This is a genomic window from Streptomyces sp. NPDC014801 (genome assembly GCF_043082085.1).
GTDB lineage: Bacteria > Actinomycetota > Actinomycetes > Streptomycetales > Streptomycetaceae > Streptomyces.
In genome coordinates this window covers 166,268-177,897 of sequence record NZ_JBIBXG010000007.1, presented here as the reverse complement: position 1 = coordinate 177,897, position 11,630 = coordinate 166,268, and the positions used below count along the sequence as shown (strand labels likewise).

The following is an 11,630-nucleotide window of genomic DNA, read 5'->3' as shown; positions in this document are numbered from 1 at the left end:
ACCCGCCCTGACGTCCGGTCAGCCGCCCATCCGCTCGACGTACTTGCGCGCCGCCGCCAGCGCGTCGGGGTTCAGCGCCTCACCCGCCGCGAGCAGCCGCGGCAGCAGCTCCCGCTCGGTGGTCACGGCCCGGAACTGCACTGCCACGGTCACACCGTGCCCCGGGCGGTGCACCACCTCGATCGGGTCGCCCGCCCGGATCTCGCCGGGCTCGATCACCCGCAGATACGCCCCCGGCGCTCCCCGGTGCGTGAACCGGCGCACCCAGCCCTGCTCGCCCAGGTGCCCCTGGAAGGTACGGCAGGGGATGCGCCCGCTGGTCACCTCCAGCACCACGTCGGGGCCGATCCGCCAGCGCTCGCCGATCAGCGCGCCCGCCACGTCGACGCCCCGCGTGGTGAGGTTCTCGCCGAACGTGCCGTTCGCCAGCTCCCGCCCCAGCTCGCGCTCCCACGCGTCCAGGTCCTCGCGCGCGAAGGCGTACACCGCCTGGTGGTCGCCGCCGTGGTGCCGCGTGTCGCACACCGCGTCCCCGGCCAGCCCGCTCGCGCCGACCCCCTTCGGCCCCGGCGCGGTCACCTTGACCGGCCCCTCCACGGGACGCTTGTCGATGCCGGTCAGCCCCTCGGGCTGGTCGGTGTAGGGGACGGGCCGGGCCTGGCCCACATTGAGAGACAGAAGCTTCATGGCGGCACGCTAGCGAGCCGTCCTCAAAGTGTCGACGCAATATTCTGCGCCCCATCCAAGACTCGCTTATGCTTGAAGGGTGATCGAGGCTCGTCATCTCCGCGTCCTGCGCGCCGTGGCCACCACCGGCTCCTTCTCCGCGGCGGCCCGCGAGCTGGGCTGCACCCAGCCCGCCGTCAGCCAGCAGATGAAGGCCCTGGAGGGCTCCGTCGGCACCCCGCTGCTGGTGCGCGCCGGACGCGAGATGCGCCTGACCCAGGCGGGCGAGGCCCTGGTGCGGCACGCCACCGGCATCCTCGCCGGTCTGACCGCCGCCGAGGAGGAGGTCGCCGCGATCGCCGGCCTGCGCGCCGGCCGGGTCCGGCTGGTGTCCTTCCCCAGCGGCAGCTCCACCCTCGTCCCCACCGCCCTGGCCGCCCTGCGCGCCGCCCACCCCGGCACCCGGGTCTCCCTGGAGGAGGCCGAGCCGCCGCGGTCCGTGGAGCTGCTGCGCGAGGGCGACTGCGACATCGCGCTCGCCTTCCGCTACGAGGGCGCGGCCGGCGCCGAGGAGTGGGCCGACCTCGTCGTCCGTCCCCTGCTGACGGACCGCCTCGTCGCACTGCTGCCGGAGCGGCATCCGCTCGCGCGTACCGCGCCGGCCTCGGGGTCCCTCGCGATCGGCGCGCTGGCCGACGAGCCGTGGATCGCGGGCTGCCCGCGCTGCCGGGGCCAGCTGGTCGAGGTGTGCGAGAGCGCGGGCTTCACGCCCCGTATCGACTTCGCCACCGACGACTACCCCGCGGTGGTCGGCCTGGTCGGCGCCGGCCTCGGCGTCGCGGTCCTGCCCCAGCTCGCCGTGGAGTCCGTACGTCCGAGGGGCGTACGCATGTTGACGCTTGAACCGTCGGTGCGGCGGGAGATCGTCGCCCTCACCCTGCCGGACCTGGCCCAGGTCCCGGCGGTCGCGGCGACGCTGGAGCAGCTGGCGCGGACGGCGCGGCGGTAGGGCCGTACGAACTGAGGGCACGCGTGCGCGTGCCCTGGGTGGTTTGAAGAAACGTTCCTTCAGTTGTTCGAACCGGCATTGCCGCCGGCCGACGCCGTCACCAGGCGGTTGCGCGCCCGCCCCATGAGCTCTTCGCGCTCGTCCTCGGTCAACCCGCCCCACACGCCGTACGGTTCGCGCACCGCCAGAGCATGGGCCGCGCACTGCGCGCGGACCGGGCACCTCATGCAGACCTCCTTGGCCGAGTTCTCGCGAGCACTTCGAGCCGCACCGCGCTCACCCTCCGGATGGAAGAAGAGGGAGCTGTCCACACCGCGGCAGGCAGCGAGCAGCTGCCAGTCCCACAGGTCCGCGTTCGGTCCGGGAAGGCGGGAGAAATCTGCCATTACGTGACCCCTTGCAGCCGTTCTGAGTGGATACGGTGCCCACGACCGTACAACTACGATCTAAGGAGATGAAAATATGACTCATTGCGAATCTAGCCTCAGACACCAGCGCATGGGAAGAAATGGGGCCAAATGGGGCATGGTTGTGATGAAAGCTTGAGGGTTGGCCCTGTGTGTCTCCACCGTGTCCGCCCCCTCACGTAGAGTGCCGAAGATGGCAGACGGCCCCGTAACTCTTTCGAGTGACCGTCGTTGAGAGTGCGGAGGCGGTTGAAAACACAAGGGCTCGGGCAGGCGTCCGAGACGGTCGACCGCACAGGTGACGATTTCGTACCAGCCTGGAGGCACAAGGTGACGCGCATCAGCTGCGGAGGGCGGCCATGACTTCCGTCCTCGTCTGCGACGACTCCCCGCTTGCCCGAGAGGCGCTCCGCCGCGCGGTTGCGACCGTGCCCGGCGTCGAGCGTGTGACGACGGCGGCCAACGGCGAGGAAGTCCTCCGCCGCTGGGGCGCCGACCGCTCCGACCTGATCCTGATGGACGTCCGCATGCCGGGCCTGGGCGGGGTCGAGACCGTGCGCCGGCTGCTGTCCGCCGACCCGGGTGCGCGCATCATCATGCTGACCGTCGCCGAGGACCTCGACGGCGTGGCCCTCGCGGTCGCCGCCGGCGCCCGCGGCTATCTCCACAAGGACGCCTCGCGCGCCGAGCTGCGCGCCACGGTGACGCAGGCGCTGGCCGACCCGACGTGGCGCCTGGCCCCGCGCCGGCTGCGCTCGGCCGAGATGGGCGCCGCGCCCACGCTCACCGCGCGGGAGATCCAGGTCCTGGAGGGCATGAGCCACGGCCGCTCCAACGCCGAGATCGGCCGCGAGCTGTTCCTCTCCGAGGACACCGTGAAGACCCACGCCCGGCGCCTGTTCAAGAAGCTCGGCGCCTCCGACCGCGCCCACGCGGTGGCGCTCGGCTTCCGCTGGGGCCTGGTCCGCTAGGGTCCGCCCGGCGGATCGGGTCGGCGAAGGACGACGGTGCCGTGTCGACGTGGTCGAGCGGGACGCGACGCCCGCGGCCGCGCGGCGCACCGCACCGCGCCCCTGACGGGAACCGCCCCACGGGGGCGGGCCCGGTGGCGGGCGGGCCGGTGCCCCGGAGCCCCGCGGTACCGGTGGGAGGCACACGGTGCGCACCCCACCGGTGACGGCGACGCGCCCGCGGCGGCCACCTGACGAGACCTGGGCGTCCCGGTGCCGGGGCGGTGCCGCCGACCGGGTGACGTGGGGGCGCGAGAGTGCGCGTCCGCCGGGGGTGCGCGCCGGAGCGTGCCGACCGCCCGGTCGGCGCGTGTCGGCACAGCGACCGACGGTGGCGCTACCGCAAGCCCGGTGGCATCTCTCGTATGACCGGTGGGCGTGCTCGGGATGGATGGTTGTCCGAGATCAGGTCCTTCCCGAAGGTGTCCTGCGGGATGGCCGGGGTCACGCCCTTGGGGTCGATGTCGCTTACGGTCGTGGGTCGTCTGCGTGTCGTAGGCGGGCCGCCGGTCCCCTTCCGTCCGCTGCCGGGTGCCCCGCACGCCACGTGAGATTCCTCCCTGTACGCCCCCTTCGTGGCGCCGCCACGCTGTCCGCGGCGCCCTCGCGGGCCGGTGCCGGCCGGCGGCGAAAGCCTGGTCGGGCCGGGTCGCCGGACTGGTGGGAGCCCGGTGTCCGGGGAGGCCGGGGCACGCGTGCGTGCCGGTGCCATGGGCGGTGTGGGGGAGTCCTCGCGGACGCGCGCTGCTCGTTTCGCCGCCGATGCCGCATCCTTGAGGTGTGGAGTTCCTCGGGGACGAGTCGGTCGAGCGGAAGGGGAGGGCGCAGGGGATGAGTTCCGGCGCACCTGCTCATAACGCTTCGGTGCACAACGCCGAGCGCGGTGCCACGGGCGTCGAAGCCGCAGGGCACGATGGACCGATGCGTGACGACGAGGCGGCCACCCCTGCCCAGGGGACGATCGGCGGGCTCGTCCACCGTGCCGTGGACGGCGACGAACAGGCCACGCACGACCTGCTCGCCCACGTCCACCCGCTGGCGCTGCGCTACTGCCGCACCCGGCTGTCCCGGCTGCCCGGCGACGCGCGGCACTTCGTCGAGGACCTCGCCCAGGAGGTCTGCGTCGCCGTGCTGCTCGCGCTGCCGCGCTACAAGGACACCGGCCGGCCCTTCGAGGCGTTCGTCTTCGCCATCGCCGCCCACAAGGTCGCCGACCTGCAGCGGGCCGCGATGCGTCACCCGGGCTCGACGGCGGTGCCGTCCGACGAGATGCCCGAGCGGCCCGACGACTCCCTCGGCCCCGAGGAGCGTGCCCTGCTCAGCAGCGATGCCGAGTGGGCGAAGAAACTGCTGGCCAACCTCCCGGAGAACCAGCGCGAGCTGCTGCTGCTGCGGATCGCGGTGGGCCTCACGGCCGAGGAGACCGGCCAGATGTTGGGAATGTCACCCGGCGCGGTCCGGGTGGCGCAGCACCGCGCGCTGAGCCGGTTGCGGGCGCTCGCCGAGCAGTAACTGCGCCTGGCCCGGGACGGATCGGCGCCTTGCGTGAACAGGCGATCCCCTGTTTCCGTACGAACATACGAAGACGGAAGCCGTCCACAACCGTGGAATGAGACGGGTCCATCTCCCGTTAGCATGGACATCCGCACCGATCAAGGCCATTTGGGGAAGGTGTCATGACTGCCAACGTCGACGGAGTGCCCGGTAAATTCGCGACACTCGGGCTGACCTACGACGACGTGCTGCTGCTGCCGGGCGCATCCGAGGTGCTCCCCAACGCGGTCGACACCTCGTCCCGCATCTCCCGCAACGTCCGGGTCAACATCCCGCTGCTCTCGGCGGCGATGGACAAGGTGACCGAGTCCCGCATGGCGATCGCGATGGCCCGGCTGGGCGGCGTCGGCGTGCTGCACCGCAACCTCTCCATCGAGGACCAGGTCAACCAGGTCGACCTGGTCAAGCGTTCCGAGTCGGGCATGGTGGCCAACCCCATCACCATCCACCCGGACGCCACGCTCGCCGAGGCCGACGCGCTGTGCGCCAAGTTCCGGATCAGCGGTGTCCCGGTCACGGACGGCAACCGCAAGCTGCTCGGCATCGTCACCAACCGCGACATGGCCTTCGAGACCGACCGCAGCCGTGAGGTCCGCGAGGTCATGACGCCGATGCCGCTGGTCACCGGCAAGGTCGGCATCTCCGGCGTCGAGGCCATGGAGCTGCTGCGCAAGCACAAGATCGAGAAGCTGCCGCTGGTCGACGACGAGGGCGTCCTCAAGGGCCTGATCACCGTCAAGGACTTCGTCAAGGCCGAGAAGTACCCGAACGCCGCCAAGGACGCCGAGGGCCGCCTGCTCGTCGGCGCCGCCGTCGGCGCGAGCCCCGAGGCCCTGGAGCGCGCCCAGGCGCTCGCCGCGGCCGGCGTGGACTTCCTGGTCGTCGACACCTCCCACGGTCACAACAGCAACGCGCTGAGCTGGATGGCGAAGATCAAGTCCAGCGTGAACGTCGACGTGATCGGCGGCAACGTCGCCACCCGTGACGGCGCCCAGGCGCTGATCGACGCCGGTGTCGACGGCATCAAGGTCGGCGTGGGCCCGGGCTCCATCTGCACCACCCGCGTGGTCGCCGGCATCGGCGTTCCGCAGGTCACCGCCATCTACGAGGCCTCCCTCGCGGCCCGTCCGGCCGGTGTCCCGCTGATCGGCGACGGCGGTCTGCAGTACTCCGGCGACATCGGCAAGGCGCTGGCCGCCGGTGCCGACACCGTCATGCTGGGCAGCCTCCTCGCCGGCTGTGAGGAGTCGCCCGGCGAGCTGCTGTTCATCAACGGCAAGCAGTTCAAGTCCTACCGCGGCATGGGCTCGCTCGGCGCCATGCAGTCCCGCGGCCAGGCCAAGTCCTACTCCAAGGACCGCTACTTCCAGGCCGACGTCGGCTCCGACGACAAGCTCGTCCCCGAGGGCGTCGAGGGCCAGGTGCCCTACCGCGGCCCGCTGGCCAACGTGCTGCACCAGCTCGTCGGCGGCCTGCGCCAGACGATGGGCTACGTGGGCGCAGCCACCATCGCGGAGATGGAGTCCAAGGGCCGCTTCGTCCGGATCACGTCCGCGGGTCTGAAGGAGAGCCACCCGCACGACATCCAGATGACGGTCGAGGCGCCGAACTACAGCGCCAAGGGCTGACACACCCGCGCGGTGAGGCCTCGTACGGCATGAGCGACGGCGGTCCCGGAGCATCCGGGGCCGCCGTTGTCGTACCGGGGGCGGGCTTCTGTCACAGCCGTCGGGGATACTGGAAGGCGCTGCAACGCATCAGGGAAAGGCCACCAACGTGACTGAGATCGAGATCGGGCGCGGCAAGCGCGGCCGCCGGGCGTACGCCTTCGACGACATCGCCGTCGTCCCCAGCCGCCGTACGCGGGACCCGAAGGAGGTCTCGATCGCCTGGCAGATCGACGCCTACCGCTTCGAGCTGCCCTTCCTGGCCGCCCCCATGGACTCCGTCGTCTCCCCGGCGACCGCCATCCGCATCGGCGAGCTCGGCGGCCTCGGCGTGCTGAACCTCGAAGGCCTGTGGACGCGGTACGAGGACCCGCAGCCGCTGCTCGACGAGATCGCCGAGCTGCCGGCAGAGGCCGCGACGCGCCGCCTCCAGGAGGTGTACGCGGCGCCGATCAAGGAGGAGCTGATCGGGCAGCGCATCAAGGAGGTGCGCGACTCGGGCGTGGTCACCGCCGCCGCGCTCTCCCCGCAGCGCACGGCCCAGTTCTCCAAGGCCGTCGTGGACGCGGGCGTGGACATCTTCGTCATCCGCGGTACGACGGTGTCGGCGGAGCACGTGTCGTCCTCGCACGAGCCGCTGAACCTCAAGCAGTTCATCTACGAGCTGGACGTTCCGGTGATCGTCGGCGGCTGCGCCACGTACACCGCCGCGCTGCACCTGATGCGCACCGGCGCGGCGGGTGTCCTCGTCGGCTTCGGCGGCGGCGCCGCGCACACCACGCGCAACGTGCTGGGCATCCAGGTCCCGATGGCCACCGCGGTCGCCGACGTGGCCGCCGCCCGCCGCGACTACATGGACGAGTCCGGCGGCCGGTACGTGCACGTCATCGCGGACGGCGGTGTCGGCTGGTCCGGCGACCTGCCCAAGGCGATCGCCTGCGGCGCCGACGCGGTGATGATGGGCTCCCCGCTCGCCCGTGGCACGGACGCGCCGGGCAAGGGCCACCACTGGGGCATGGAGGCCGTCAACGAGGAGCTGCCGCGCGGCCAGAAGGTCGACCTGGGCACGGTCGGCACGATCGAGGAGATCCTCACGGGTCCCTCGCACACGCCGGACGGCTCGATGAACTTCTTCGGCGCCCTGCGCCGCGCGATGGCCACCACCGGCTACAGCGAGCTGAAGGAGTTCCAGCGCGTCGAGGTGACGGTCGCGGACTCCCAGCACCGCCGCTAGCCGCCCCACCGAACGGCCGAGAGGGCCGGTCACCCCGCCGGGGTGACCGGCCCTCTCGCGTGCGCACGCGCGCGTCGTGCCTGGTCAGGGGGCGCATGGCGCGGAAGGGGGCGCGTGGTTGCGTTCCGGGCGAATGTGGGCTGAACGGGCGTAAGCGGGCGGTAGTGTCCGTGATCGGCGACCCCAGCTCTCTGGGTCGCCCCCTTCCAAGGACATGGTTCCGGACCCGCGCCCGCGGGGACCGGCCCGCGTTCCGAACGGACCGTCCACCGGGCACTGGGCGGTGTCGTGGAAGGGGGCGCCCATGGGACGCCATCGCAAGCCCACTCGCTGGGACGAGATCCGGCTTCGGCTGGTGAAGTTCCGGAGGAGGTGAATCTTGCGACTTTTCGGATGGTGAGCGGCCGTCCCTACATGAGCTAGGGACGGACACCCGTGATCCATCAGGAGCCTGCCGCAGTGCCCTCTGCGGTGGGCTCCACCCATTCTGGATGGTGAGCGGCCGTCCCTACGAGAACTAGGGACGGACACCCGTGATCCATCAGGAGCCTGCCGCAGCGCCTACTGCGGTGGGCTCCACCCGATTCCAAGTTACCGGTGGGCGATCTCTCACGCCACCAGCCCGGCCGCCTCGCACCACCGCGCGCCCCCGGTCACAACCGGTGCGCCGCCCCCGTGGGGGTGGCTCCCCGTGTGTCCAGCAGTAGCTGGGCCTTCACCGACAGGCCCTGGAGGTCGTACGTGCGGTGCTGCTGGAGCAGGATCGTCAGGTCGGCGTCGGCGGCCGCCTCGTAGAGGGAGTCGGCGCGGGGGACCGGGCGGTCCAGGACGTTCCAGGACGGGACGAGCGGGTCGTGGTAGCTGACGGCCGCGCCGAGCTTCATCAGCGCCGTCGCGATCTCCTCGGCCGGCGTGCCCTGCTGGTCGGCGAGGTCGGGCTTGTAGGTGACGCCGAGGAGCAGCACACGGGCGCCGCGGGCGGACTTGCCGTGCTCGTTGAGCAGGGCCGCGGCGCGCTGGACGACGTACCGGGGCATGCGGCTGTTGACCTGCTGGGCCAGTTCCACCATGCGCAGTCCGCGGACCGTCTTGCTCGACAGGTCCTGCGGGACGGAGTGGCCGCCGACGCCGGGGCCGGGACGGAAGGCCTGGAAGCCGAACGGCTTGGTCTCCGCGCAGCGGATGACGTCCCACAGGTCGACGCCCAGCTCGTGGCAGAGGACGGCCATCTCGTTGACGAGGGCCATGTTGACGTGCCGGTAATTGGCCTCCAGGACCTGCACGGTCTCGGCCTCCCGCAGACCACGCGCGCGTACCACCTTGTCGGTGAGCCGGCTGTAGAAGGCCGCCGCCGACTCGGTGCAGGCGGGGGTGAGGCCGCCGATGACCTTGGGGGTGGTGGCCGGCGTGTGGTCGCGGTTGGCGGGATCCACCCGACTGGGTGAATAGGCGAGGTGGAAGTCGCGCCCCGCGCGCAGACCCGAGCCGCGCTCCAGCAGCGGGCGCAGGAAGTCCTCGGTCGTCCCCGGCGGCACCGGCGATTCCAGGATCACGGTGGTGTGGGGGCGCAGCCGCTCGGCCAGGGTGCGCGCGGCCGTCTCGACCTGGGAGAGGTCGAGCTCGCCGTCGGCGCCGCGCGGGGTGGGGGCACAGATGACGGCGGTGCGGACCCGGCCCAGCTCGGCGGGGCCGGTGGGCTGCCGGAAGCCCCCCGAGAGCATCCGGCGCAGTTCGGCGGGGGTGAGGGAGGAGGCTTCCGGGCCGGTGCGGTAGCCGACGGTGGGAATGCCGGCGGCGACGGCGGCCTGGGCCAGGGGCAGGCCGAGCGGGCCGAGTCCGATGACGGCGAGATCTGCGGGCATGGCGTGGGCCGTCCTTCCCAGTAACCGAAGCGGGACAGGTGCGCAAGCCCGGTGGACAGAATGAGCGAGCGCAATGTCAGACTACGGGTAAATATGACCGATATGAGGGATTGTTCGTGTGCGTTTCCGTGGGCGTGGCCGCCGGTTGTCCACAGGCTGTGGCTCGCGTGGTGGCTGATGTCGGGTAAGACCGTCAGAATTTGGGCATGAGCGCTAGGCCCCGACGCCGTGGGGCACCCGCCCGCCGAGCGGACGGCTGGAACGCGGCGGCAGGACCTGGGGAGCGGGCTTCGCCCGACGGGTGCGGCCGACGCGGATGAGATGCGGGAGGCAGCGGTGAGGACAGCGACACTGGGGCCGGCGCAGCGTGCCGAGTCCCTGGCGGCGATGGCCGAGCGGGAACTGGACGTGCTGGTGATCGGAGCCGGCGTCGTCGGCGCGGGCACCGCGCTCGACGCCGTGACCCGTGGACTGTCCACGGGCCTGGTCGAGGCGCGCGACTGGGCCTCGGGCACGTCCAGCAGGTCCAGCAAGCTGATCCACGGCGGCCTGCGCTATCTGGAGATGCTCGACTTCGCCCTCGTACGGGAGGCACTGAAGGAGCGCGGTCTGCTGCTGGAGCGGATCGCCCCCCACCTGGTGAAGCCGGTGCCGTTCCTCTACCCGCTGCAGCACAAGGGCTGGGAGCGGTGGTACGCGGGCTCGGGCGTCGCGCTCTACGACGCGATGTCCATGGCCCGCGGGCACGGCCGCGGCCTTCCCCTGCACCGGCACCTGACCCGCCGTCACGCCCTGCGCGTCGCCCCCTGCTTGAAGAAGGACGCGCTGGTCGGCGCCCTGCAGTACTACGACGCCCAGATGGACGACGCCCGCTTCGTCACCACCCTGGTGCGCACCGCCGCGTCCTACGGCGCGAAGGTGGCCAACCGGGCCCGGGTGACGGGTTTCCTGCGCGAGGGCGAGCGGGTCGTCGGGGCCCGGGTCAAGGACGTCGAGGGCGGCGAGGAGTACGAGGTCCGCGCCAAGCAGATCGTCAACGCCACGGGCGTGTGGACCGACGACACGCAGGCCATGGTGGGGGAGCGCGGGCAGTTCCACGTGCGCGCCTCCAAGGGCATCCACCTGGTCGTGCCGCGCGACCGCATCAGCTCCTCCACGGGGCTGATCCTGCGCACCGAGAAGTCCGTCCTCTTCGTGATCCCGTGGGGCCGGCACTGGATCGTCGGCACCACCGACACCGAGTGGAACCTCGACAAGGCGCACCCGGCCGCCTCCAGCGCCGACATCGACTACCTGCTGGAACACGTCAACTCCGTGCTGGCGGTGCCGCTCACCCGGGACGACGTCGAGGGCGTCTACGCGGGCCTGCGGCCGCTGCTGGCCGGCGAGTCCGACGCCACCAGCAAGCTGTCGCGCGAGCACACCGTGGCGCATCCCGCGCCGGGGCTGGTCGTGGTCGCGGGCGGCAAGTACACGACGTACCGGGTGATGGCCAAGGACGCCGTCGACGAGGCGGTGCACGGGCTCGACATGCGGGTCGCCGACTGCGTCACCGAGGAGGTCCCGCTGCTGGGCGCGGAGGGCTACCGGGCGCTGTGGAACGCGCGGGCGCGCATCGCCGCGCGCACCGGGCTGCACGTGGTCCGGATCGAGCACCTGCTGAACCGTTACGGCGCGATGACCGAGGAACTCCTCGACCTCATCGCCGACGACCCCGCGCTCGGCGAGCCGCTGCAGTTCGCCGACGACTACCTGCGCGCCGAGATCGTCTACGCCGCCTCCCACGAGAGCGCGCGGCACCTGGACGACGTGCTGACCCGGCGCACCCGCATCTCCATCGAGACCTTCGACCGCGGCACCCGCAGCGCCCGCGAGGCCGCCGAGCTGATGGCGCCGGTGCTGGGCTGGGACAAGGACCAGATCGACCGCGAGGTCCAGCACTACGAGAAGCGGGTGGAGGCGGAACGCGAGTCCCAACTCCAGCCGGACGACCAGACGGCGGACGCGGCCCGCTTGGGGGCGCCGGACATCGTGCCGTTGTAGGCGGGAGGCGGGAGGCGGGAGGCGGGAGGCGGGAGGCGGGACGCGGACGGCGCATGGCGGGCGCGGCGTGGGCGGCGGCCTGCGATCCGCCGTCCGTCGTCAGCCTTCTGCGGTGCGCCGCCCGCCGTCGACGCCCCGTCACCCGTGCCCCGCGCGACCCGCGTCCTGCGCAATCTGC

Annotated in this window: 9 protein-coding genes; 6 read left to right on the top strand and 3 right to left on the bottom strand. The window is 72.0% G+C overall.

All coding sequences use genetic code 11. The features are described 5' to 3' along the window. Nucleotides 1-18: 18 nt before the first annotated feature. Nucleotides 19-687, bottom strand: coding sequence for an MOSC domain-containing protein (locus ACF1AL_RS18270; protein WP_391704037.1), 669 nt, complete (start codon nucleotides 685-687; stop codon nucleotides 19-21). Between the two features lie 79 nt (nucleotides 688-766). Between ACF1AL_RS18270 and ACF1AL_RS18265 the strand changes: the two genes are divergently transcribed. Continuing rightward, nucleotides 767-1,675, top strand: a complete 909-nt coding sequence (locus ACF1AL_RS18265) for a LysR family transcriptional regulator (protein ID WP_391821052.1) — start codon at nucleotides 767-769, stop codon at nucleotides 1,673-1,675. A 59-nt stretch (nucleotides 1,676-1,734) separates the two neighbouring features. On the opposite strand, the gene ACF1AL_RS18260 is transcribed toward ACF1AL_RS18265, so the two are convergent. After that, a complete protein-coding gene (locus ACF1AL_RS18260; RefSeq protein WP_366837897.1) occupies nucleotides 1,735-2,061 on the bottom strand; it encodes a WhiB family transcriptional regulator in 327 nt (108 codons plus the stop codon). A 380-nt stretch (nucleotides 2,062-2,441) separates the two neighbouring features. Here ACF1AL_RS18260 and ACF1AL_RS18255 point away from each other — a divergent pair, with 380 nt between their 5' ends. The 4 genes from ACF1AL_RS18255 (at nucleotide 2,442) to ACF1AL_RS18240 (ending at nucleotide 7,547) form a co-directional block, all read left to right on the top strand. Next, nucleotides 2,442-3,053 (top strand): response regulator transcription factor, encoded by a 612-nt coding sequence (locus tag ACF1AL_RS18255; protein ID WP_003948568.1) that lies wholly within the window; start codon nucleotides 2,442-2,444, stop codon nucleotides 3,051-3,053. Nucleotides 3,054-4,013: 960 nt separating this feature from the next. Continuing rightward, nucleotides 4,014-4,604, top strand: coding sequence for a sigma-70 family RNA polymerase sigma factor (locus tag ACF1AL_RS18250; RefSeq protein WP_366837898.1), 591 nt, complete (start codon nucleotides 4,014-4,016; stop codon nucleotides 4,602-4,604). Nucleotides 4,605-4,768: 164 nt separating this feature from the next. After that, nucleotides 4,769-6,274: an IMP dehydrogenase gene (gene guaB, locus ACF1AL_RS18245; protein WP_366837899.1), complete on the top strand. Its 1,506-nt coding sequence runs from the start codon at nucleotides 4,769-4,771 to the stop codon at nucleotides 6,272-6,274. A gap of 148 nt (nucleotides 6,275-6,422) precedes the next feature. Next, a complete protein-coding gene (locus tag ACF1AL_RS18240) occupies nucleotides 6,423-7,547 on the top strand; it encodes a GuaB3 family IMP dehydrogenase-related protein (RefSeq protein WP_103781492.1) in 1,125 nt (374 codons plus the stop codon). 653 nt (nucleotides 7,548-8,200) lie between these two features. Here ACF1AL_RS18240 and ACF1AL_RS18235 read toward each other — a convergent pair. After that, complete coding sequence (locus ACF1AL_RS18235) at nucleotides 8,201-9,409, bottom strand: nucleotide sugar dehydrogenase (RefSeq protein WP_391826521.1); 1,209 nt, start codon at nucleotides 9,407-9,409, stop codon at nucleotides 8,201-8,203. Between the two features lie 336 nt (nucleotides 9,410-9,745). Here ACF1AL_RS18235 and ACF1AL_RS18230 point away from each other — a divergent pair, with 336 nt between their 5' ends. Further along, nucleotides 9,746-11,452, top strand: a complete 1,707-nt coding sequence (locus ACF1AL_RS18230) for an FAD-dependent oxidoreductase (RefSeq protein ID WP_391704035.1) — start codon at nucleotides 9,746-9,748, stop codon at nucleotides 11,450-11,452. The last annotated feature ends 178 nt before the right edge of the window (nucleotides 11,453-11,630 follow it).

What these genes read in the sequence shown, in the direction of transcription:
- guaB (WP_366837899.1), top strand. Translation starts at nt 4,769, where the DNA reads ATGACTGCCAACGTCGACGGAGTGCCCGGTAAATTCGCGACACTCGGG.
- ACF1AL_RS18270 (WP_391704037.1), bottom strand. Translation starts at nt 687, where the DNA reads ATGAAGCTTCTGTCTCTCAATGTGGGCCAGGCCCGGCCCGTCCCCTAC.
- ACF1AL_RS18235 (WP_391826521.1), bottom strand. Translation starts at nt 9,409, where the DNA reads ATGCCCGCAGATCTCGCCGTCATCGGACTCGGCCCGCTCGGCCTGCCC.
- ACF1AL_RS18255 (WP_003948568.1), top strand. Translation starts at nt 2,442, where the DNA reads ATGACTTCCGTCCTCGTCTGCGACGACTCCCCGCTTGCCCGAGAGGCG.
- ACF1AL_RS18250 (WP_366837898.1), top strand. Translation starts at nt 4,014, where the DNA reads ATGCGTGACGACGAGGCGGCCACCCCTGCCCAGGGGACGATCGGCGGG.
- ACF1AL_RS18260 (WP_366837897.1), bottom strand. Translation starts at nt 2,061, where the DNA reads ATGGCAGATTTCTCCCGCCTTCCCGGACCGAACGCGGACCTGTGGGAC.